This is a genomic window from Sporolactobacillus spathodeae (assembly GCF_016908935.1).
GTDB classification, from domain to species: domain Bacteria; phylum Bacillota; class Bacilli; order Bacillales; family Sporolactobacillaceae; genus Sporolactobacillus; species Sporolactobacillus spathodeae.
Map to the genome: position 1 here is coordinate 48,775 of NZ_JAFBEV010000015.1, position 23,261 is coordinate 72,035.

The following is a 23,261-nucleotide window of genomic DNA, read 5'->3' on the forward strand; positions in this document are numbered from 1 at the left end:
CGAAAGCGGGTCTAAATTGCTTTCGTTTTTTTCGCCTGTTTGCGCCGTTCTTTTTCATCTTGCATCCGCTTCATATAAACATCTCCCTGCTGTTCGTTCCATTGGTCATCAATGACTTGATCTTGCTTCGTCAATGCATAAGCTTGATAGCCACTGAAGAGAATACCGGCAATAACAAGATAAACCCACCAAGCAATATGGCTCATCCTGGTAAGGAGTGGACCGATCAAACCGAATTGCTGCCCGATAAATAGCAGAAAAAGCAACGCCAATGCAAAAAGCGAGCGTTTGATCTGCTTCATTTCCTTCATCTCCTTTTTGGAAATTCACAGATTGGCTTACCTGTCAGTTAACTTTATGTTTGAAACGGGACAAGTATGCAAAAATGAACCACATGTTTTGCAAGCGCCGCTTCAATTTTGCCACAACACTAACGAAAGCTGCGTTGGAAAAATAAGTTTAAAGTCCATAAAAAAAAGCATCACAGTTATTAGCACTGGGATGCTCTCTGTTAAAGTCTGTTGTTGTTTTCAATCATTTATTTGGCATGTGTTCGCTTGCCGCGGGCGCTACCCTCGAGCCTCCTCGAATAGGCAATAATCTGCAAAGGAAAGTCTGGCACGCTGTTCCCGCAGGCCTCTCACACATTGTTTTGTTCGGCAAATCAACATTGAAATTTTACAGAGCCTATTATTAAAGGGCGAACACAGGGTAATAAACGAATGAACAAACAACATCATTTTTAAAGGAATTAACGCATCGCGTTCCTCATCTTGTGTTTGTTCATCAAGAATAAGATTAAAGACTTTTTCTAAAATGGCATCTTCTTGTTCTTTCCGACTTAATTTCTTGTTTTTAAACATAGAAGTTCCCTATTCTTATTATGGAATGATAGAGCCACCAGCGGCTGAACTCAGTCATCAGTACTGAGTGGGTGCAGAAACCATCGCCAGGCAAATTCGAGCTGGTTCAGGAAGCGATAAACCTTATGCTTTATCTAAAAGGGTGTCCTAGAGTCATCGATTACAATCGATTTTCAGGCACCCTTCGCATCGTGTATTCTATTTACTCGTTTTCTGTTTCAAAAACGGGTCGGTACAGGCTACGGTTATTCATAGCAAAGAGCCGTTCAGAAAATTCCCCTGGGCGTGTTTTACGTAAGGCACGCGTCATGATGTTCATCTTCGCATCCAAATCATCAAGTACATGAAGGATTTCTGCTTCTTTAAACAACGGTGCCTTCGGACTGCCCCATTCTGGATTCTCATGGTGACTCAGCACCATATGCTGGAGCAGGAGCACTTCTTCCTTATCTTCCAGTTGAAGTTCCCGTGCCGCTTCGCCAATTTGGTCGACCATTATCGAAATATGGCCAAGCATATTGCCTTCAAGCGTATAAGTCGTGGCCGTAACACCGGATAATTCCTTCAATTTACCCATATCGTGCAAAATAATGCCAGCATATAACAGATCTTGATTCACTTCAGGATAAAGCTGAACGACAGATTTTGCCATATCAAGCATGCAGCAAACATGGTAGGCTAATCCGGAAAGAAAATTATGATGAATGCTCATCGCAGCTGGATAATCGAAAAATGCCTCTTGATTTTTTTTGAGCAGCGATCGGGTTAACCGTTGAATCACTGGATTTTTAATCTCAAAAAGATATTGTGTCACTTTTTCATTTAGTGCCTCTGCCGATAAAGGTGCCGACATAACAAGATTGGCTTTTACGACTTCATCCTGTTCGTTCGCCAAGCGAATGTTTCGGATCTTGAGTTGATTACGACCGCGAAATGTGGTCATGTCACCCTCAATCAAAACCACCGCACCAACACTATAATTTTTCTCATCTTCATTAGAGATGCCCCAGAGTTTCGCTTCAACATCCCCCGTTTTATCTTGAAGGATAAGGGTCAGAAAAGGTTTCCCATTACTCGCCGTCCCCTTGCTGACATCCTTAATTAACAGAAATTCGTGGACCCGATCGCCCTCCTTGCAATATGCAATACCGCTCACTTCCATCCTCCCTTTCCTCTAACTCCATCATTTCTCCGCTGATCCGGTTTTTTCGGAATGCGAATAACGAAAGCAACCCCATTGTCAAGATTGTTAATCTCAATTTTCCCCTGATGTGCCGAGATAATCCGTTTGACAATCGCTAAACCAAGACCAAATTGGCCTTTTTTTCCTTTTTTAAAAGGCTCAAACAACGCTTGCTTCTCAGAATTTGGAATTGGCTGACCGTCATTTTTAATTGTAATCGTGGTCATTCCATTCCTCTGTTCTGCTGCAAGCCAAAGATTTTGCTTTGCGTAGCGTAAGCCGTTTTCAACCAAATTCTCAAGGACGACTTGCATCTGCTCCAAGTCTGCCCAAAGACGAACGGACTCACCGGAAACCTGAATTTTAATATCCGGGCGTTGGGTTATAAAACGTTGCTTGATGCGATCAGCGAGCGTGCCGAACACAACTTCCGTCAATTTCATTTGCTGATTACGCAGCGAATCAAAACGTGTAAAATAGATCAGCTTGCGGACCCTTTTCTCCATCTGCTCTGATTCATGAATAATGACATCCATGGAATCGTTGATCGTGCCTCTCGGGAAAATGCCGTCTTTGACAGATTGGGCATAGCTTTGCACAACCATAATCGGTGTTTTTAGCTCATGTGAGGCCTGCTGGAGAAAAACTTTCTGCGCATGATCATAATTGATCAAGTTCAGGCGCATCTTTTCGAATTGTGAAGATAATCGTTCGAATTCCTCATCGCCTTTCCACTCAAAAGGCTTTTCCCAATTCATCCGTGCAATTTCCTCAAAACGACGTCCGAGAATATCAAGCGGACGTTTCAAATACCTTGCCAGCCAAAAAGCGATAACCAAACTGAGAATTCCAACCATAATGAAGATAAAAATCATCCGCCACCAAAGCATATGCATCAACGTATTTGGATACGTATCCCACATAAAAGAGATGTAATAGCCGTTTCCGGAATTATCATCGATCCGTTTAATGACATAATAGAGTGTTGCACCCTTATATTGCACGGTATAATGACCGGATTCACTGTTCTGATGTTTCGCTTTTTGTAGCATTTCCCGGTAAATCGAAGGGGCAATCGGATTTCCGTAAACCAATTGATTATTTTGATCGACCTGCAGATTTCCGACAACTTTTTCATCCTGCTGACGTAGCGCCCCGTCTTTTGCATTGCCAAAGCTGTAATCGCCTGGAAATTGATAGCCGTTTCTTTGCACCGATTCAATCGTTGCAAACGCATCTTCACTCAGCGCACTTTTTATCAAGAAAGGGTAAACAACAGCCATGATCAGCCCCATCAAGAAAATAAGAAAGGCAAATGAGAGCCAGATTCGTTTCGTCAACGTCCATTTGAGCCGGAACATCAAGACACAACCCTGTAGCCGGAACCGTATACGGTTTCGAGCGATAACCGATTTAATTTTCGTCGAATTCTGCGAACAACGTCATCCACCGCACGATCGGATCCGACATAATCTTTTCCCCATACCTCTTCGAGAATATCACGTCTTGATTTAGCGACGTTCGCATTTTCAACGAGAAAGAGCAATACATCGAATTCTTTGGTGGTCAGTTCGATAGCACCTTCGCCTTCATCGAAAACTTTGCGCTTGACCACATCAATTTGATATTTAGAAATCGTCAACCGGTTTTCATGAATGCCGCTCCCATAGACTCTGTGAAGCAATTTTTTAACACGAATAATTAATTCTCTGGGCATAAACGGTTTGGCTAAGTAGTCATCACTGCCAAGTTCGAGACCGATAATTTTATCCAAGTCCTGATCGCGTGCCGAGATGAAAATAACTGGTTGTTCCGAATGATTCTCTTTTATTTTCTTAATTAAATCGTAGCCGTTCATCCCAGGAAGCATAATATCGAGAATCCAAAGATGTACACCATTATGCATAAATTTGACTGCTTCCTCTGCGGTATGGAAAACGGATACGTTCCAGCCTTCCTTCTCCATATAGGCTTGAAGTAAAGAAGACAGACTTTCTTCATCTTCCACGAGGTTTATTTGAAAAATTGGTTCACCCATAATCCACTCATCCTTATAGTTTACAGATTTCATGCGGGTTGCTTTACTTGAAATTATACCATGTAGCTGCATGCCGTGAATGTTCGTGAAGATTTTTCATAATCCGTGCCGAAAAGAGGCAACGAATTCAGAGCACACGTCTCTTTATTTCAGACAGGGCAAGCACCGATTGGGGATGCTGATCCAAATAATCCGAATAATGACAGGTGAACAGGATAATCTGTCTTTGCGCAGACAGACGGGAAAGAACTTGATAAGTCTGTTCCGCGCGCTGCTCGTCAAAGTTGACAAAACCCTCATCAACGATAATCGGCAGGTGTTCTTGGCCAAACCGATACATATCCGTCAAAGCGAACCGAAGCGACAGATATACCTGTTCTGCAGTTCCACGGCTCAATTCCGATGCAAAAAAGCGATGTCCATCTTGTCGACAAGCAATAAATCCATCTGAATCCGTCAATTCCAGCTTATGGTAAGTGCCACAAGTGATGGCTTCCAAATAATGTCCCGCCCGTTCAAGTACCTGTGGCATGCGTTCAAGCCGATATTTGTTCTTGACTTCATGAATCGCCCACCGCGCCGTCTGATAGGCGCACCACTTATCTGCTTTATTTTTGAGTTCCGTTTGTAGTGCAGCAAACCGATCCTTTGTTTCTCGATAGCTGTCACCCGACTCAAGACTTTTTAAGGTCGACTCCTCTTGAATCAAACGCTCTCGAAGCGTATCTTCCTCTTGTTCGAGCGCTGTTAATCGGCTGCTGAATTCCTCTTTTGAAAAAGAATCCCACTTCGCCGATTTCAAATCGTCAATCCAGGCATGGAACGATGCTTCTCCACCTGCGATCTCATACATTTGCAATTGCTGCCGTCCTTGCTTGTCCAGCAACTCCTCACGCCGGTTAACCTGTTTGGCGCGTTCGTTGAGGGCCTCGCTGCTTGCCACGCCAGCCTGCTTGAGCTGCCGCGCTTTTTCCTCCATCAGTTTCTGAAGACGTTCCTCGCCAAGCGTTATTTTCTTTATATAAAAATCAAGCTGATTGGCGCGTGCAAGACGTTTATTCTCCGCTTCTTTTTCCTTTTTCAGCCTTTGCTCCATGGATCGCACATCAGCACCTGATACGCCAAGATCACGAGCGAGCTTATCCTGAGTCTGGAGAAAGTTCTGATGTTCTGCGCGGCGTTCCTCAGCTTCAGTTTGCAGCCCGCGGAGCTGATCAATTGCTTTTCGGGATTCAATCAGCAGTGCAACGAGCGCCGGCATACTTTCGAAATCATCGGTTGCAGGATAGCCGTGTACATGCAGCCAGTCCGATAAATTTCGTGTCTGTTGTAGCTGTTCCTGCTCCGCCTTCTCCTGCTGCTGAGCCAGTCGCGTAAGCGTGCGTTGCGCTAAATCCAACTGATCAGCAAGCATCGCCCGCTCCACTTGGCGCTGCTGCGCGAATGCAGCAGTGTTTGCGTCCATGAACGGGCGCTTCTTTCCGGCAACAAAAACAGCGAGAAACATGCAGAGAAGCCCTGTTGCAAGAGTAAAGAGCGCTGCCGCTATTCCAAGGATCACCCCGGCTACGAGGGCAAGGATGACAGAGACAACCGCTAGGGGCATGATAATGGCCGACTTGAACGAATGATTTGCTGACAAATTCTGGCGACGATCAGAAGTTTCAGTATACCTGTCTTGCTGCAGGACATCCATTTTCTCCTTCATCTGTCGCATGCGTTCATGCTGCATCTGTATTTCAGATTGAGCATTTTCTTTTTCGGATTTTTTTTCTTTCCAAGACGCCATCCGATGGCTCAGTTCCTTTTGAAAACTAAGGTCAATAGATGCTACTTCAATACGTTCAGGGGTCCAGCCTTTACCAAGTCGCGCCATCAATACGGAATATTCTGAGGTTGCATGCTGTTGGTCGTTTTTTAGCTGACCGAGCGCGATCTGATTCTGTTCATCAATAATGGCAGCCCGGCTTAACGCCACAATGCGCGATTCATTATTACACCAAATCGGCTGATGACGAACCGCGTTCAATTGTTCTTCCAACAGACTTTTCTCTTCTCGAAGCGCTGCAAGATCCTCCTCCAGTGATTGAATTTTATCACAAAGTGCACGGTGCTGTTCGAGACATTCCGAAGACAAATCCGGCAGACCCATCATTTTTTCAAGCTCTTCTGAGAGTGCCCGGTTGCTAGCCCAAAGCGGAATCAGTCGACTGTATATTTTCCACTTTTCGTAGCATTTCATCTCTGCTTTTTTGTCTGAAGCCAATGTTACCAGCGTTTTGCGATCTTTTTTTATTTTTTCCTGAAGTTCTTGAAAAGCATCCAGTTTTTCTTCCCATTTCTTTAATTCCTTTTCAGTTGAATCCAGTTCGTGAAAAAGATTATTGATATCAGGGATCTTTCCGCCTTTCTTAAACAATGCATTCATTTTTTTATCTAGTGTCTGTTCTAGATCCGACACTGTCTGATTGCCGAGCATGCCCGCGCCAAGCAGCAAATTATTCAATTGTTCCGGACGGAATCGTTCGATACCTTGCAGCCCATCTAGATCGAAACAGAACACATTTTCATAAAGATAGCGATCAAAGTGAGCAAAAAATTCAGCCACTGAAATATCATTGCCGCTGATATCGCGAAGTGACGGCGTGTTTCCATTGCTGTATAGTCGTTCCATTCGGTATATCTCTCGGTCACTCGTCTCAAATGTAACAGCGCCGCCGAACCGCTCCTCAGAACAATCCCGTCCCCATTTGATCCACGTGCTTCGCTGAGGAAATCCAAAAAGAACACAGAGCAAATAATGCATCAATGTCGATTTTCCGGCCTCGTTTTCCCCGTAAACAATCACAAATGGCGAGTCGGGAAAACGAATGCTTCTTTTCTCGAATGAACCGAATTGATTGATATCCAGCTTCTTGATCCGCATCATGTAACACCTTCTTTTTTCAGAGTCCTTGAAACCCTTGCCTTTCGACGTAAAGGCGCCAATCTGCTGTGTTCTGCCAAAAATTCCGTTAATTTTTGCGCAGCAAGGCCTCAGCCAGAATCTGCTCTGCTTTCTGCCGAATCTCCATCGCTTCATTGTCATCAGGCATTCGAAGATATCTTCTGCCCTGGCGATGGGCAAGCAGTGGCTGGACAACTGGCTCCAAATCAGTCTGGGCATCAATCGTCCGAAATAAGTCGCCGATAAAATTCGGGCGCGCAAGCATTTCTTCATGGGACCATATCGGTTTAATATCGATTGAAGCGTCAAGCAGCCAGACAAAGTTATTGCGATCAACTTCCGCATCATTTCCGGCGTCGATCAAATCACTGATCTCTTGTTCGAGAACATCCATTTCTTGTTCCGCCTTCGTCACAATTGCCTTAACGCGGAGAAATACTGCGCGATCGCGCAAACGGTTTTTCTCTCTGACCTGACTAAGCGCTTCATCAATGTCGTTCAGGTTCAGATGCGGCGGTGCGATAGATAATTCGGCAGTTTCCCAAAGAATACTCGCGGTCGGAAGCAACTGCACATGGGCCCCTGATGCGTCTAGTGCGACGAGCGAGATCCCCTTTTCTCCCGTTTCCTTAATCGACAGTCCTTGAATATCGCCGCTGTACTCAATCGGCGGATCACTTGCGAGTGACTCACGTTTATGAATATGACCGAGTGCCCAATAGTCGAATGCTTTCGCACGTAAATCTTCGATCGTAAACGGCGCATAAACATCCTCGGAAGCTGCCATCCGCTGAGCACCATGGAGAATGCCAATATGATAATCCGCATTGCCGTCCTTTTTAAAGTACTTGACCATATCCTCGCTGATATGACGACGGTGGTAACTGAATCCATAGACAGCCGCTATTTCTCCAGAAGCCGTTTCAATCCGAAACGGCTCAGGCCGTTCCGGGAACACATGCACATTTGCCGGCAAGTCAAGCCGTTTCGAATGGTTATCCAGATAATCATGATTGCCGAATACAAGGCACACCGGGATATCAGATTGATTCAGCACATCCATCGCCCGAATAAATTGTTTTTGTGCGCGGATGCTGCGCCGGCTATCATCAAAGATGTCACCAGCAAGAATCACAAAATCAACTTTTTCCATGACTGCATGATGCACCAGCTGATCCAGTGCTTCAAAAATACTGTTTTTCACTCGTTCATGGATCGATGCAGGCAGATCAGATAATCCCTCAAACGGTCGATCGAGATGCAAATCCGCTGCATGAATAAATCGAATCATGATTCTTCGTCCCTGTCCTTTTTCTTCCATTTTAGCACAACCGATCACACGTTCTCAATCATCGGTGAGTTGAGGATACATGCAGGTTGAGCGAATTCGGCTCTGTGAGCAAGTAAATCACCGTAGTTTGAATATTATCCACTCAGCCTCAGCAAGCTGATCTTTAGGCTCTGTTAAAGTCTGTTGTTGTTTTCAATCATTTATTTGTCATGTGTTCGCTTGCCGCGGGCGCTACCCTCGAGCCTCCTCGAACAGGCAATAATCTGCGAGGCCCGTCTGGCACGCTGTTCCCGCAGGCGTCTCACACATAGTTTTTTTTTCGGGAAAATCAACATTAATATTTAACAGAGCCTATCTTTAAATAAAAAACTCCTCGAATGAGGAGTTTCATCAACGTATTTGATTACACAATTTTAGTATTAATGCACACGCAATTGTTTGCGAAAGACTTCGCGGACAACATAAGCAACGCCATCCATATTATTCGATCGCGTAATCCAGTCTGCCTTTTCTTTGACTTCTGGTACGGCATTTCGCATCGCAACGCCGAGACCAACTTTTTCAATCATTTCCGCGTCTTCAGAGCCATCACCGACGGCAACGATTTCATGAAGCGGAATACCCATTTGGCCGGCAAAAAATAATAAGCCATTGAATTTTGACGTCCCTTGACGAACAAGCGTAATATCTTGCGGTGAAACGCGCGTCGCTGCCAACGATGGAAAATAATCATGCATCGACTTCTCAATCGTGTCCATCGTTTTTTCATCATTCAACTTGATTTTGACATCGGTCGCCCCTTCGTAATTTTCCAGCAGATATTGACTGAGTGTATCAACATACGTTACTGGATAGAAAAGCGGCTCATTCATGCCGATTGTCATTTTGGCAATCAAGTTTTTTTGCCGCGGGCGATTGCTGACCGATAGCCGTTCATGGGAAATTTGAATCTGGCACGGATAGGTTTCCAAAAACTCAACCAGTTGAATTAACACACTATGATCAATTTTACTGGTGTAAACCGGATTATCCAAGGAAGATGAAACAAACGCCCCGTTATGTGTGATAATCGGCTGAGTCAGCTTCAGGGCACGAGCGACTTTTGCCGCCGAATGAAAATGCCTTTCCGAAACTAGCGTCACCATAATTCCCTTCTTGCGGGCAAATGCAACGGCCTCCTTTGTCTGGCGATCAAGACGATCATTGCTGTTCAAAAGAGTCCCATCGATGTCTAAAGCCAGTAAGCGATATACCAAGGTCCTCCCCCTTTTCGGAATCGATAGCATCCCTTATTCCTGTTGAAAGCTTATGAACCATGGCCTATAAATAGAACAAGGGGTACGGGCAGAGAAGTAAACGGAAAATAAGGAGAACGGCTTGAAAATATCCGTTCTCCTTACTGGTTATCGAACCATAGCGTACTTACTTCATTTCGGATTCAGCTTATTTCTGATAGCCGCCAAATTGCGATTGAGCCTGAGCGACTAGACGTTTCGTAATTTCTCCACCAACTGAACCGTTTGCACGGGATGTCGTATCTGGTCCAAGGTTGACACCAAATTCGTTGGCGATTTCCTGCTTCATCTGATCAATTGCTTGTTCTACACCTGGCACGAGTAATTGATTGGAATTTGAATTTGCCATGTGTTTCACCTCCCTTGTAACCCTATTTTGTACCACAATGAAATCCTATATGCAGCACAGCGCTTGGAAAATGTTAGGAAGGCTCAAAGGAGGAAAATATTAGTCGGCTAGGGTCAGTGCACCAGTCGCCGGATCGATAATCAGCCCATACACTGGCGTATTCGGCGGCAGCAGCGGATGGTTCTTGACGACAGCAACGCTTGAGTTAACCTGATCGCTAAGCGATTGAAAACCATTCAGCCATTGATGAAGATCTTTTCCATCTTCGGCAACGCGAGCAAAGACAGAATCGTTGACTCTTTTCTCAATGTCAGCAATCATTTTGTCTGCAGTCAAACCATGCATCCCACAATCACTGTGCCCGATAACGTAGACTGCTTCTGATTCCAACTCGTAAAGCGACACAAGAATACTTTTCATCGTATTGCCATACGGATCATCAATTATTCCACCGGCACATTTGATCATGATTGCATCACCATTTTTTAGTCCCATAGCTTGTGGCAGGAGTTCAATTAGCCGGCAATCCATACAGGTCACAATTGTCATTTTTTTGACTGGGCGGCTCGGTGCTTTATAAGGTAAATAAGCTTTTCGCTCGATGAATGCTTTATTAAAAGCCAGAATTTCATCCATTTGTGTCATTAATCATTGTCCTCCATTACTTTTTGTGTATTCTTTTTTCAAGTATGTATAATAAAAGATCCTTGACGCAAGATCCAGTAATAAGCATTGAAGCAAAAAGCTGTCAGTTTTTTTGCCGGACTCTCTGGTTAAACAAATGATGACAATGGATGAACACGGGCGACGTAAGAGAAATCAAGCGATTGGATGTAAATTGAAATGCGGTTTAAGCTTAGTTTTATCAATATTAATCCGCGCGTATGTCTCGACTTTTTTTGGGAAAAATTTGGCAATGCCTAGTCCTTTTTCAGTAAAAATTATGCTCTAGGCACTCGCTTGCCGTGGACGCCGCCACGTCGCCTCAAACAAACCGAAATCTGTGGGGGCTCACTTGGCTCGCTTTTAGCACCTGCGCTGCATTTTTGTGCAAAAAATCATTATACTTTCTTTTTTTAAAAAATCGGATCAAAAAAAGCCGTTTCCCGAATTAACGGGAAACGGCTTTTTTCATTAAATACGAATCACAGTTTCGTAACGTTAGCTGCCTGCGGTCCGCGGTTGCCTTCAACAACTTCAAATTCAACAGCTTGGCCTTCGTCCAGAGTCTTGAAGCCGTCGCCCTGGATAGCGCTGAAGTGTACGAATACGTCGTTTTCGCCTTCCACTTCAATAAAACCAAAGCCCTTGTCTGCGTTGAACCACTTAACTGTACCTGTTTTCAAAAGAAAACCCCCTAAAAATGTTTATATGCGCATGTTTTATCCGGAAGCGTTCTGCAGGCTTATCTTTGGATACCCGCACAATAAGCTCAGCTTTCCGCCCGTAGAAATAAAAAATTCACATATTATAGAAAGATATCAATAAAGTAACAGTACATTGATAATCCTTTTATAATACATGAATTATAAATGCCATTCTTTATTAAACAAAGCATGAAAATTTTGGACCTAACATGAAAAACAAAATCATCAAAACATCAAAGCACTCTTTGGCGCCGAAACAACGAAAGCCCTACCTCTCTTTCATCCTCACGGTTCCTCTGACCGAGCCAGTATGATTCAGCGCAGCTTCCTCTGCTTCATACCATTTACATACACATTATAGCATACACAAAACAGTATATCCATAAAAAAGAATTATCATCTGTCATCCACACTAGATCATCATTCATTTTATCCTCAAAAGACCACTTTGTCAACTTTGGTAGAAATCTCAGCCCCCTGTGCTTATCGAGATCAATAACGCGCACTCCGTTTTCAGGCAAATGATCTTGTTGCTCGCATCATATTTCGTAGATTTTAAATCAAACAGTAACCATTTTCCTTTTTCTTCACTTCCGAAACACGATGATCCGCACGCGATAACCTTCCTTATTCGATATGCCACAAAGGCGGGCCAAATTCAAACCTTTTTAATCCCTTTCATTTTTATCGTAGCTGATTCCTAGTCGCTGTTCAAAAAACGCCAAAATAGTGCTTATACTTACTTACTTTTTATACAAATAAAATTATAATCACTTGATTTATCGCCAATGTAAGCGCATTATCATTATATAAGCTTAAGAAGGTGATAAGGATGTATCAGCAAGAGCGGCTTATCGGCATTCTTGATTATTTACATGAACATCAGAGTATGTCTTTAGGCGATATTTGTTCCCAATTCGCTGTATCAAGGGACACAGCTCGGCGAGATATTGTCAAACTGTGTTCTCAAGGTACGGCTATTCGAACCCATGGTGGTTTAGCACGCCCGGAGCTCGAACAGACTTTTCTCGCTTACCAAGAACGGCTGCTTCATTTTTCCGTAGAAAAGATGCGCATTGGAGCGGCAGCGCTTCCTTATTTAAAAGAATTTGGCCATTATTTTTTTAATGCGTCAACAACCGTTTCCTGTATGGCCCGACAAATCACTCAATCAATGACCGTTACGACGCATAGTCTTGATACCGCACAAATTCTCTCAGATCGCGGCGACATCGACCTACATCTGATCGGCGGCTGTTTTAATCCGAAAAACCGTTATTTTTCCGATCCACGTACCCTTGAAAAGATTGAATCGATACATTTTGACAGTGCTTTTCTTGGAACGGCCGCAATTGCCGAAGACGGTTTTTACTACCATGACGCGGACGATGCTGAGATTGCTCTTGCTGCATCACGGCGCTCCAGCCAGACGGTCATTCTTGCAGAGGAAGCGAAATTCGATCGTATCAGCCGTTATAAGGGACCCTCATGGGAGAATGTATCACTGGTTATCACTGATCAAGTACCCGGCACAACCGCTCAGCAATGGGCTTTGGATGCTGGCATACCGATCATTACCGCCCTTTAATCGTCAATCAGAATTCAGTTGGCTTTCAGAAGGGGTGATTGAGCGCAAAGTCGCCTAACTAATAATTTTTCGTTGTGGAATCAAGATCAGCGTCAGTACACAAAGGCACACGACTTTCTGACAAAAATCAAGAGGGGATGTGGCAAATTTGGCCATTCAATTAATTTTCAGCGATATTGACGGGACGCTACTTCAGTCGGATCATCAGATTAGCCGCCGAACAGCAGGGAGCGTTCATGCCTGTTCTCAACGTGGCATTCCATTTATTCTTGTCTCTGCGCGCATGCCAGGCGGAATTCTCCCCCTACAAAAGGTACTCAACATATCTGATCCGGTTGTCTGCTACGGTGGCGCGCTGATTCTCAGTGGCGAAGAAGCGAATGGCAGCCGTCGCATTCTTTTTCAGCGGCCGCTTAGAAGGGACGCTGTTGAGAGTCTTCGCCATTTGCTTCAAAGTATATTCCCTGACATTTGTCTTACCCTATATAGTTTCAATCGTTGGATTGTTAGCGATCCATCGGACTCATGGGTAATCCAGGAACAGCAGATTGCCGGCACACCATTTGAAACATATTCTTCCATTTTGGAAAATAAATTACCACCGATTCATAAAATCCTTTGTATGGGAGAGCCGGAACAAATCACACGGCTGCAAGAATTGCTGGCTGAAAAACAGTTGCTGGCAAACAGCTACAAATCCAAGCCTACTTATCTGGAGATCACAGACATCTCGGTGAATAAATCTTCGGCTGTTGCCTTCATCTGTCACTATCTCGGTGTGGCACGTGAGCAAACGATCGCTTTCGGCGACAATTATAATGATATCGACATGCTGCAAGCGGTTGGTACAGGCATTGCAATGGCCAACGCGCCGATACAAGTGCAGAAAGCGGCGGATCAGACAACAATGTCCAATGACCAGGATGGAATCAGTCACGCGCTTGAAACGCTCGGCATCTGTCCCTCTTCTCTATGAATCAAGAGCGTGTTGGCCATCTTTGTCCGCACGTTTTATTTTATTCGAACCCTTCATCACACAGATTAAATCACGCACAAAGCCATCGTTCGTCGTCTCTTCACAATTTTTCCATACTTTTATGCAGCTTGTGTGAACATTTTAACAAAATAGACACACATCGAATGTAAACGTTTTCTTTTTATTATATATAATAAAATTGTACTTAATAGCTTTACGTTTTTTCATTAAGATCAGAAATAGCCAGCCACTGAAACAACAAATCCTCTGCCGAACCGCTGACAATAATAGTCAATCCGATCTATTCAAAAGCTGCTTGGTTTGATAGACTTAGCGTTGTCAAAAAAATTTTTTTCAGAAGTTGTTCGGCACGAATAACAGGGCTATGCGTATTCTGATTTTAAAAACAAATAGAAGCAGTCGCCCGGTGATTGACCCATCTTAGAGGAGATGAAAGAGATGCAAGCAGTTGCTGAAGGAGCAATCGACAAGTCGGCATGGGATGGTTTTGTACCTGGAAACTGGCAACAGGAGATCAACGTTCGTGATTTTATTATTAGAAATGTCAGTCCGTACACAGGTGACGAGTCTTTTTTAACCCCCGCAACGAAGGCAACAGACGCACTTTGGCGTCAAATTCTCGATCTGAGCGAAAAGGAAAGGGAAAAAGGCGGTGTCCTTGACTTGGATACCGACATCGTCTCGACAATTACTTCACATAAACCTGGCTATCTGAATAAGAATCTGGAGAAAATCGTCGGCATTCAGACTGATCAGCCGTTTAAACGGTCGCTGATGCCTAATGGCGGCATCCGGATGGCACGTCAAGCCTGCGAATCTTATGGCTATAAAATTAACGAAGACATCAACCGAATTTTTACGGATTATCGCAAAACGCATAACCAAGGCGTATTTGATGCGTATACAGATGAAATGCGGATGGCTCGGCACGCTGGTATTATCACTGGACTCCCCGATGCCTACGGCCGAGGCCGAATCATCGGCGATTATCGCCGGATTGCGCTCTATGGCATCGATTTTCTGATCGAGCAGAAAAAAAAGGACAAACAAAATACCAGTCAACAAATGACTGAAGAAAATATTCGCCTGCGTGAAGAACTATCCGAGCAGATTCGTGCTTTGGAAGAGATTAAAAAAATGGCCGCAAGCTACGGCTTTGATATTTCAAAACCGGCTGTTAATGCCCGCGAAGCTTTCCAATGGCTTTATTTTGGCTACTTGGCATCCGTTAAAGAACAGAATGGCGCTGCAATGAGTCTCGGACGGACATCGACGTTCCTTGACATCTATATTGCGCGCGATTTGGCTAATAATCAGTTAACAGAAGAAGAGGCACAGGAACTGGTTGACCACTTTGTCATGAAACTGCGACTCGTGAAATTCGCGCGCACGCCGGATTACAACGAATTATTCAGTGGCGACCCAACTTGGGTGACAGAATCGATTGGTGGCATGGCTGTCGATGGTAGCACGCTCGTCACGCGCAATTCATTCCGTTTCCTGCACACACTGGAGAATCTAGGAGCAGCGCCAGAACCGAACCTGACTGTACTCTGGTCAAAGAAGCTGCCAGAATCATTTAAGGACTATTGTGCCAAAATATCAATTAAAACAAGTGCGATTCAATATGAAAATGATGACGTCATGCGCGTGGAATACGGCGATGATTATGGTATTGCCTGCTGCGTATCAGCGATGCGGATTGGCAAGCAGATGCAGTTTTTCGGCGCCCGTGCCAATCTCGCCAAAACCTTGCTCTACGCGATCAATGGCGGTATTGACGAAATTAAAAAGGTTCAGGTCGCCCCGCCGTACCGTCCAATCACATCTGAGATCCTGGATTTTGATGAAGTCATGGAAAAATATGACCGGATGATGGATTGGCTAGCCAATTTGTACGTCAATACACTGAACGTCATCCATTATATGCACGACAAGTATTGCTACGAGCGAAGCGAGATGGCGCTTCATGACACCGAGATTCTTCGAACAATGGCCACAGGCATCGCTGGACTCAGTGTCGCCGCTGACTCGTTGAGCGCGATCAAGTATGCGAAAGTGCACGTCGTTCGCGACGAAGACGGAATTGCTGTCGATTTTAAGACAGAAGGCGATTTTCCGAAATACGGCAATAACGATGACCGCGTGGATTCAATCGCCGTCGATTTGCTCGAACGCTTCATGACGAAGCTTCAGAAAACAGTAACTTATCGCGAATCGGTACCGACACTTTCGATTCTTACAATTACGTCAAATGTGGTATATGGAAAGAAAACAGGAAGCACGCCAGACGGCCGCAATCGTGGTGAAGCTTTTGCACCTGGGGCAAATCCGATGCATGGGCGGGATACACGCGGCGCATTAGCATCGCTCTCCTCTGTTGCCAAACTTCCTTATCGCCATGCATTAGACGGAATCTCCAACACGTTCTCAATCGTCCCGAAGGCGCTTGGTAAGGAAGAAGAAGCACGGATCACGAACTTGGTTGCCATGCTGGATGGCTATGCGATTAAAGGGGGTCATCATATTAATATCAATGTGTTTAACCGAGAGACACTCATTGATGCGATGGATCATCCTGAAAAATACCCGCAATTGACGATTCGTGTCTCCGGATACGCCGTTAACTTTATCAAATTGACCCGTGAACAACAGCTTGAAGTGTTGCACCGCACATTCCATCAGTCGATTTGAAGAAGGAGGGTTTGATATGGTTACGGGCAATATTCACTCGGTAGAATCTTTCGGCACGGTCGATGGACCTGGCATCCGCTATGTAGTTTTTATGCAAGGTTGTCCGCTGCGCTGCAAATACTGCCACAACGTTGACACCCGTGCCATCGGAACCGGAAAAAATATTTCTGTAGAACAAATTATCAGTGAGTTAAAAGACTATCTACCGTTTATTCAAGCTTCTCATGGTGGCATTACGGTGAGTGGCGGGGAGCCACTACTTCAGATGCCTTTTCTCACGGAATTGTTCCAGGCCTGCAAAAAGCTTGGCGTTCACACAGCGATCGATACATCTGGTGTCTGTTATTCTGACTCGCCGCATTTCCGTTCATCCTTTGAGAAACTCGCGGCTGTTACGGATTTAGTCTTATTAGACATTAAAGAAATCGATCCGGAACGACATAAGCAATTGACCGGTCTGACGAATCGTAATATTCTCGCTTTCGCCCGTTGGCTATCCGAAAAAAAACTGCCCATTTGGATTCGTCATGTGCTCGTACCGGGAGTTACGGACTCTGAAGAAGATTTAAGCAATCTGGGCGCATTCATCAATAGTCTCGACAATGTTGCGCGTGTTGAACTCCTCCCCTACCATACAATGGGCATCTATAAATGGGAAAATTTGGGTATGGATTACCCATTGAAAGGTATTCAACCACCAACAGCAAAGCAAATGGAGCGCGCCCAACTGCTGCTAAGCGAACAAATCAATCAGAAAATTGTTGCTGCAATCGATTAAAGAATCGGGATCTGACCCGGTTCTTTTTTTTTGCAAAAGGTTCTGTAAAAATCTGCTGTTGTTTTTTTTGCCATGTGCTCGCTTGTTGCGGGCGCCGCGCGCCTTCGCTCCATTTTTTTGTGCAAAATCTTATACATTCAAGCTTTAAAAAAAGACCAGGCCCAATCGGCGTAAAATGCCGCATTGGGCCTGATCTGATGATGATGTATCAAGGTCGTCTTCTGCCCTCTTCAGGTGTCTAGCCTTTTCCGTTTCACTTCATCCTTGACGCAGCTGAACAATGTCGGATGATCTTCAATCACGGTTTGCAGATGGACGGGCTTCCCCCAGAGTTGAACCAGATATTTTAAGACACCCTGAAGGTCGCGTAAATCGAGTTCAATTCCCTCGTAGCGGTGTTTGAGTAGTAGCTCGCCGTTATTTTGATAGTCGCCGTCCTCAACGACGATATAAGGAAAACCGCCATTAATCCGCATCGATACCAGCTGATCGCGCACGTTCTTCCATTCTTTGTCGGTTATGGTGTAATTGTCGCCTTTTTTTTCAAAGAGGAACAGATCCTCACGATGCACGAGATCCTTACTCAAATAATTTCGGATGAAGGATTGGTCCGATTCCAATTCGCGTACCTCAAAAATTTTCTCGCGGCCGGATCCCTCTTTAACGCCAAGTTTGATCAGTTCCTCATCCGGATGATTATATTTTTCTTCAATGTCTTCAAACAATTTAACGCCGAGATAATATGGATTGATGCTCTGTCTTGAAGGCTGAACAACCTGGGCATTCAATTTAGCAAATTCAACGGACTCATCCGAAGTCAGATCGAGTTCCCGCATAATTCTTACGTGCCAATAAGAAGCCCATCCTTCATTCATAATTTTCGTTTCTAATTGCGGCCAGAAGTAGAGCATTTCTTCACGCAGCATAGTCAAAATATCCCGTTGCCAATCTTCAAGCACGCGGCTGTATTCCTCGATGAAGAACAGCAGATCTTTTTGCGGGCGAGCCGGAAAACGTTCTTTGACTTCCGCCTGGTCCTTTTCTTCAGATTCGTCCATTGCGAGTAAATCCTGATACTCGGAAATCGGTTTCTTGCGTTTCTTGACCGGTTTCCCAGGTTTATTGTCAAGCCAATCGCCCTTGCGTATAATGCGCGGATCAACGTGTTCCTGAACTGCCAATACCGCGTCAATAAATTTTTCAACATTTTTCTTCCCATGTTGTTCCTCATAATCATGAATACGTTCGGCCGTCGCGCTCATACTCTCGACCATGTCGCGCCGTGTATTGATAAAGCGCACATTATTTTTAAAAAAGTCGCAATGCGCAAGAACATGTGCGACAATCATCTTGTTCTGCACGAGACTGTTTGTATTCAGCAAAAAGGCATAACAAGGATCCGAGTTAATCACGAGCTCATAGATTTTGCTTAATCCAAGATCATACTGCATCTTCATCTTGTAGAATTGTTTGCCAAAACTCCAATGCGAGAATCGTGTCGGCATACCATACGCGCCAAACGTGTAAATGATTTCCGCTGGGCAAATTTCATAGCGCATCTGATAAAAGTCGAGGCCGAAGCCTTCCGCAATCTCGGTAATTTCATCAATCGATCGTTCAAGCGCCTTAAAATCATCTGTTTTCATATCAGCGCCAGCATCCTTTCTTCGCCGATTTAAGCCCAGGCTGAACCTCTTTCTTCATCATATGAAACAAGTACCGGCAAAATGATTCAGGTTTTGGATGATGACAACAATTACGCTTAAGTTGATCGGTTGCCACTGGCGCTGTGCTGCGCTACATGCTCACGCAAAAGCCATGCTACAATATGACTCGGACGATGCCGGGCGCTACTCTGCCGATAACTCCCCCTACTCTGCTGATATTCGGCTCTACTCAGTCGATAGTCCAACCGCTCATTCTTAACGATCAAAAGGCTGTCTCAAAGTCGCGAAGTCGACTTCTGAGACAGCCTCAGCCAAATCATATACTTTCTTTCAAGTACTCTTTAAAGTTTGACAAGCAGATTTTTCGCTGACTGTGCTAAATGTTCTGATCCCTCATTCAGATGCAAAACAATGTTCCTTAACTCACTAATATGTCTCTCAACCGATTGCGACAGAACAACGTTTTTGTCAATCGAACGGATGATACTTTGAAACTGCTGATCCGTTTGCCCCGATTCAGCCACACCTTTGTGAATGACTGCTTTCGTTTTATCGAGCGACTGATTCACCGATTGAGTAACCTCCGTCGACTGTGTGACGAGCTCGGTGATTTGTAACATCGCTTGGTTTGTTTTCTCTGACAATTTACGTATTTCCTCAGAAACAACTGTAAAACCCTTGCCGTACTCACCAGCACGTGCCGCTTCGATTGCCGAATTGAACGCGAGGATATTGGTCTGATCAGCCAGCCCCTTAACAAGCTGCGTGACCTGGTCGATCTGCTGAGACGCACTGTTCATCTCAATCACCATTTGGCTCATTTCTTTGATCGATGTGTTCGCCTCACCAACGCTTTTCAGTAAACGATCCAGCTGTTCGGAACCACTCAATGCTCTGTGTTTGACTTGATCGCGAATCACACGCTCCTGCTCAACAATCTGCAGAAAAGCATTCAATCGTTCATTCAGCGCATCAACAGACTGATTGGTATCGTTTGTCAGCTGACCAAGTTCCGTGCTGATCGTGCTGATCGACAGTCGTAAATCATTACGCCCTTCCTCAAATTCCATTTTCAAATTCTGTTCATATGCCGCGTCATATGCAGCCAACACAACTTGCTGTTCAAGGGTAAGCATCTTATCAATCGCTTCGAGAACACGCGCACACAATTCAGGCTGTTCGAGTTCACGAAAGATAATGGCAACCAACCGTGTTTTCAAAATTTGAAAAGCGCCCATATAGTAGGGCGGTGTCAGATGGATCCGATAATGAATCTTTCCAACATGATAGCGTCTTTCAAGGAATTCTTGATCAATCCGACCGTCGAAAATTTCCATCAGATGGCGGGCCAGTGTCTGGCTCAATTTCTCTATGGAACTATATGTATCGATAATCTCTTTTAAATTTTCAACTTGATAGACCCTGGCATAGAAATTTGTGGCAATATCTTTGATTTCATTAAAAACAAGTGGGCGAATCTTCTTAAGTAATTGTAGATCAAAGGACGTCAACTCGAGCATCTTCATGATCGCAATAACCTTTTCATTTTCCACCTGAATCTGCACTTGTTCTTGTTTGGCTTCATCTAGCCAATTTGCTGCGAAATTCTTCTTTCTTAAACCTTTCAAGTGTTCATCTCCACTTCTGAATCTTGCGCGCTTTCAAGTATTTGCCAAGGCCTCGCTTCAATCAAATACCTGTGAACGAATCTATACTCTGGAATATCTGTTGAGATAAAACTTGGCGTAGCCAAGTCTTTTTTCAACAATTACGCTTCGACTGCTCGCTTGCCGCGGGCGATCCGTGAGCCTCCTCAGACAGACTAGAATCTGCGGGGTCTCACTTGGCTCGCTTTTCCCGCAGGCGTCTCGCGCCTTCGCTCCATTTTTATGAAGAAGGCCTTATATTTTCATATCGCTTAAAAAGAGGGACTGACAATCAGTGTCGCCCTTTTCTAAGAAAACTAGCTTCGAAATCGTTGCCCCCGACCGGTTTGCTGTATAAATAGCCCTGAATCGCATCACAGCGGCAATCAGCCACGGCCCTAAGCTGTGCCGAAGTCTCGATGCCCTCTGCGAGTACATCGATCCAGAGGTGTTCCGCCATCGCAACGATCGCCGCGACAATGGCGCGATCGCGGACATTATGATCGATATCACTCACAAATGAACGATCGATCTTTAAGCGGTTAATCGGAAGATTTTTCAGATAGCTCAATGAACTGTATCCTGTTCCAAAATCATCAAGACTGACACTAATCCCCATTTTTCTGATTTCGTTCAGCATATTTTTGGAGCGCTCAATATCTTTGGCCATGGTGGATTCTGTGATCTCCAAATCAAGATAGCGAGGGTCGAGTCCGGAAACATCGAGCGCCGTTGTGATATTCTTTAACAAATCTTCATCGTGAAACTGATTCATGGAAAGATTAACTGAGATTGGTATTTTCGGTCCGCCGTTTTCCTGCCACCGCTTCATTTGGCAGCAAGCCGTTTGAAGCACCCACTGCCCAATATCGCGTATCAGCCCGCTTTCTTCGGCTATCGCTATAAAACCGCCAGGCGGAATCACACCCTTTTCTGGATGCGCCCAACGAACAAGCGCCTCGACGCCAATCAATTTCTGATCGCTAGAGCGCATCTGCGGTTGAAAAAATAAAATAAATTGTTGATTGAGCAACGCATTTTGTAATTCACTTTCAACCATCATCTTTTGGACGATTTGCCGGTGTAAGGCTTCTGAATAGAAATAATATTTGTTGCGACCCTTTTTCTTTGCTTCGTTTAATGCGGCATCTGCATGGAGCAGCAACTGGCTGCTGGATCCGCCATGAGACGGATAAACAGCGATTCCGATATTGAAACTGCCATAGATTTTCTTACCGTTAATGACATAAGGCTTATCTGAGGTTTGAATCAGTTGTTCCGCAAATTCCTTCTGCTCGCCGAAATTCATCGCGTCTTGGCAAATAATCAGAAATTCATCACTGTTTATTCGACAGAGCATCGCATCACGCAATTTCGTTACTTCACGTATCCGACTGGCAAACGATTGAAGAAAAAAATCACCGCATTTGCGATCAAATGTTTGATTTAGCATTTTCAAGCGGTAAATATTCAATTTGTACACAGAAAATGAGCGTTTCATCGCTGCGCAGCGCGTCACGGTCAAATCAATCGTGTCCTGTGCCATTCTACTATTCGGCAAACCTGTCAGTGGTTCATGATAAGCCTTAAAGCGCATCGACCGCTCTTTCTTTTTCTGATTGAATTTTCCCATTTTCTCAAACGCGATCAGCATCACTTGCTGTTCAAGACTGACTAATTTATTCAGTGAAGCAAAAATTTTTTCAACAAGCATTTTATCGGTTAATTTCTCTCGGATCATATCGCATAGTTTCTGCTCTAGGCCGTGGAGACAAGCATTATAATAGGACGGTCGAATCTTATAACGATAACAAATTACGGCCACCTGCTGACAATTATCTAGGAACCTATCATCAATCCTGCCGTTAAAAAGAAAGGCAATCTGTTTTCTCAAAAACGCTTCAGGTTCTTCTTTATTCGCCTGAAGCATTCGTCTCAATTTTGGCATACGCCGTGTATACTGAAGCAATTCGTCAATCCATGCGTCTGCTTGATCAAAAATGCGTTCATTTGCCCATTTTAATAGTTTTAGATCAAAAATCTTTATGCCAAATAAATCAACTTGCAAACGCAAATGTTCCTCTAAATCGGTCATTGTCGCTATCTGCTGTTCAATTTCTTGCAACCATTCTGCTTTCATCGTCCAATGGCCCCTTTTTCTTTCACCATCAAGCTTCATTCTGTTTCCCGCCATCATATTCCTGTCCGCTGCAGGAATGTGCTGTCTCTGCAAGAAACGACGAAAAACATTCCGCTTCTCAGTTAAAAATCCTTAACACTTCTTTATCGACCATTTTCAAGTATATCTTTACACTTTGCCTTCGTTTAAAGCTAAAGTTGTTTTTTTTTATTAAAATCGTTGTTTTTACTCGATAAACTTGGCTACGCCATGTTTTTTTTTTGCAAAAATTGCGCTTCGGCTGCTCGCTTGCCGCGGGTGCCGCGCGTCTCCTCAGACAGGCTAGAATCTGCGGGGTCTCACTTGGATCGCTTTCCCCGCAGGCGTCTCGCGCCTTCGCTCCATTTTTTGTGCAAAATCTGATACATTCTTATCTTTT

Annotated in this window: 19 protein-coding genes; 5 read left to right on the top strand and 14 right to left on the bottom strand. The window is 44.4% G+C overall.

Features of this window, described 5'->3' with window-relative positions:
* Positions 1 to 11 precede the first annotated feature (11 nt).
* The 11 genes from JOC27_RS08795 to JOC27_RS08845 form a co-directional block, all read right to left on the bottom strand.
* Positions 12 to 302, bottom strand: a complete 291-nt coding sequence (locus tag JOC27_RS08795; protein WP_205006921.1) for a sporulation YhaL family protein — start codon at positions 300 to 302, stop codon at positions 12 to 14.
* A gap of 267 nt (positions 303 to 569) precedes the next feature.
* Positions 570 to 863 (bottom strand): hypothetical protein, encoded by a 294-nt coding sequence (locus JOC27_RS08800; RefSeq protein WP_205006922.1) that lies wholly within the window; start codon positions 861 to 863, stop codon positions 570 to 572.
* A gap of 202 nt (positions 864 to 1,065) precedes the next feature.
* Positions 1,066 to 2,025 (bottom strand): 3'-5' exoribonuclease YhaM, encoded by a 960-nt coding sequence (gene yhaM, locus JOC27_RS08805; RefSeq protein WP_205006923.1) that lies wholly within the window; start codon positions 2,023 to 2,025, stop codon positions 1,066 to 1,068.
* The gene (locus JOC27_RS08810) at positions 2,016 to 3,407 is read right to left on the bottom strand and encodes a HAMP domain-containing sensor histidine kinase (RefSeq protein WP_205006924.1); all 1,392 of its coding nucleotides are present in this window, start codon (positions 3,405 to 3,407) and stop codon (positions 2,016 to 2,018) included. Before JOC27_RS08810 ends, yhaM begins: the two co-directional genes overlap by 10 nt.
* Positions 3,407 to 4,084 carry a response regulator transcription factor gene (locus tag JOC27_RS08815; protein WP_205006925.1) on the bottom strand — a complete coding sequence of 226 codons (678 nt, stop codon included), beginning with the start codon at positions 4,082 to 4,084 and terminating at the stop codon, positions 3,407 to 3,409. Before JOC27_RS08815 ends, JOC27_RS08810 begins: the two co-directional genes overlap by 1 nt.
* A gap of 127 nt (positions 4,085 to 4,211) precedes the next feature.
* Complete coding sequence (locus JOC27_RS08820; RefSeq protein ID WP_205006926.1) at positions 4,212 to 7,013, bottom strand: ATP-binding protein; 2,802 nt, start codon at positions 7,011 to 7,013, stop codon at positions 4,212 to 4,214.
* A gap of 85 nt (positions 7,014 to 7,098) precedes the next feature.
* Complete coding sequence (locus JOC27_RS08825; protein ID WP_205006927.1) at positions 7,099 to 8,322, bottom strand: metallophosphoesterase family protein; 1,224 nt, start codon at positions 8,320 to 8,322, stop codon at positions 7,099 to 7,101.
* 419 nt (positions 8,323 to 8,741) lie between these two features.
* Complete coding sequence (locus JOC27_RS08830; RefSeq protein WP_205006928.1) at positions 8,742 to 9,578, bottom strand: Cof-type HAD-IIB family hydrolase; 837 nt, start codon at positions 9,576 to 9,578, stop codon at positions 8,742 to 8,744.
* Between the two features lie 187 nt (positions 9,579 to 9,765).
* Positions 9,766 to 9,966, bottom strand: a complete 201-nt coding sequence (locus JOC27_RS08835) for an alpha/beta-type small acid-soluble spore protein (RefSeq protein WP_205006929.1) — start codon at positions 9,964 to 9,966, stop codon at positions 9,766 to 9,768.
* A 99-nt stretch (positions 9,967 to 10,065) separates the two neighbouring features.
* Positions 10,066 to 10,611 (bottom strand): beta-class carbonic anhydrase, encoded by a 546-nt coding sequence (locus JOC27_RS08840; RefSeq protein ID WP_205006930.1) that lies wholly within the window; start codon positions 10,609 to 10,611, stop codon positions 10,066 to 10,068.
* Positions 10,612 to 11,111: 500 nt separating this feature from the next.
* Positions 11,112 to 11,312 carry a cold-shock protein gene (locus tag JOC27_RS08845; RefSeq protein WP_100488948.1) on the bottom strand — a complete coding sequence of 67 codons (201 nt, stop codon included), beginning with the start codon at positions 11,310 to 11,312 and terminating at the stop codon, positions 11,112 to 11,114.
* An 853-nt stretch (positions 11,313 to 12,165) separates the two neighbouring features.
* On the opposite strand from JOC27_RS08845, the gene JOC27_RS08850 reads away from it, so the two are divergent.
* The 4 genes from JOC27_RS08850 to pflA all read left to right on the top strand — a co-directional run bounded on the left by JOC27_RS08850 (position 12,166) and on the right by pflA (position 17,390).
* Positions 12,166 to 12,921 (top strand): DeoR/GlpR family DNA-binding transcription regulator, encoded by a 756-nt coding sequence (locus JOC27_RS08850; RefSeq protein ID WP_205006931.1) that lies wholly within the window; start codon positions 12,166 to 12,168, stop codon positions 12,919 to 12,921.
* Between the two features lie 148 nt (positions 12,922 to 13,069).
* Positions 13,070 to 13,897, top strand: coding sequence for a Cof-type HAD-IIB family hydrolase (locus JOC27_RS08855; protein WP_205006932.1), 828 nt, complete (start codon positions 13,070 to 13,072; stop codon positions 13,895 to 13,897).
* Between the two features lie 450 nt (positions 13,898 to 14,347).
* Entirely contained in the window at positions 14,348 to 16,612 is a 2,265-nt protein-coding gene (gene pflB / locus JOC27_RS08860; protein WP_415641032.1) for a formate C-acetyltransferase, read from the top strand.
* Between the two features lie 16 nt (positions 16,613 to 16,628).
* On the top strand, positions 16,629 to 17,390 hold the full coding sequence (gene pflA, locus JOC27_RS08865) for a pyruvate formate-lyase-activating protein (protein ID WP_205006934.1): 762 nt from the start codon (positions 16,629 to 16,631) through the stop codon (positions 17,388 to 17,390).
* Between the two features lie 230 nt (positions 17,391 to 17,620).
* Here the strand turns inward: pflA and JOC27_RS08870 are convergent, their stop codons facing one another.
* Positions 17,621 to 19,036, bottom strand: coding sequence for a SpoVR family protein (locus tag JOC27_RS08870; protein ID WP_205006935.1), 1,416 nt, complete (start codon positions 19,034 to 19,036; stop codon positions 17,621 to 17,623).
* A 97-nt stretch (positions 19,037 to 19,133) separates the two neighbouring features.
* Between JOC27_RS08870 and JOC27_RS08875 the strand changes: the two genes are divergently transcribed.
* Positions 19,134 to 19,316 carry a hypothetical protein gene (locus JOC27_RS08875; protein WP_205006936.1) on the top strand — a complete coding sequence of 61 codons (183 nt, stop codon included), beginning with the start codon at positions 19,134 to 19,136 and terminating at the stop codon, positions 19,314 to 19,316.
* 82 nt (positions 19,317 to 19,398) lie between these two features.
* Here JOC27_RS08875 and JOC27_RS08880 read toward each other — a convergent pair whose 3' ends face one another.
* Together JOC27_RS08880 and JOC27_RS08885 are read right to left on the bottom strand one after the other, a co-directional pair.
* Positions 19,399 to 20,685: a globin-coupled sensor protein gene (locus tag JOC27_RS08880; protein ID WP_205006937.1), complete on the bottom strand. Its 1,287-nt coding sequence runs from the start codon at positions 20,683 to 20,685 to the stop codon at positions 19,399 to 19,401.
* A 310-nt stretch (positions 20,686 to 20,995) separates the two neighbouring features.
* Positions 20,996 to 22,882, bottom strand: a complete 1,887-nt coding sequence (locus JOC27_RS08885; protein WP_205006938.1) for an EAL domain-containing protein — start codon at positions 22,880 to 22,882, stop codon at positions 20,996 to 20,998.
* Positions 22,883 to 23,261 lie beyond the last annotated feature (379 nt).